Source organism: Psychroserpens mesophilus, assembly GCF_050617655.1.
Lineage (GTDB): Bacteria > Bacteroidota > Bacteroidia > Flavobacteriales > Flavobacteriaceae > Psychroserpens > Psychroserpens mesophilus_A.
In genome coordinates, this window is record NZ_JBODQC010000189.1 from 1 (window position 1) to 268 (window position 268).

Here is a 268-nt window from a genome sequence, read left to right on the forward strand (position 1 = left end):
CGCGCAGCCGCTGGCGCAGGCGGCTGACCAGCAGGTCGATCGAGCGGCCGAAGAAATCGGCGTCGCGGCCCTGCGTCAGGTTCAGCAGCTGGTCGCGGTTCAGCACGCGCTGCGGGTGGTCCAGGAACACGCGCAGCAGCCGGTACTCGGCGCCGCTGAGCGACACGAGGGTGCCTTCGGCGTCGACCAGGTGGCGCGCGGTGGTGTCCAGCGTCCAGTCGCCGAAACGCACGGCGCGGCCCGGTTCGGTGACCTGGAAATTGGGCGG

General features: G+C 71.6%; 1 protein-coding gene. It reads right to left on the reverse strand.

The window, feature by feature from the left end; translation table 11 throughout:
- On the reverse strand, positions 1-268 hold a 268-nt coding region (locus tag ACRHNM_RS16900; RefSeq protein ID WP_431137782.1), incomplete at both ends, for a winged helix-turn-helix domain-containing protein.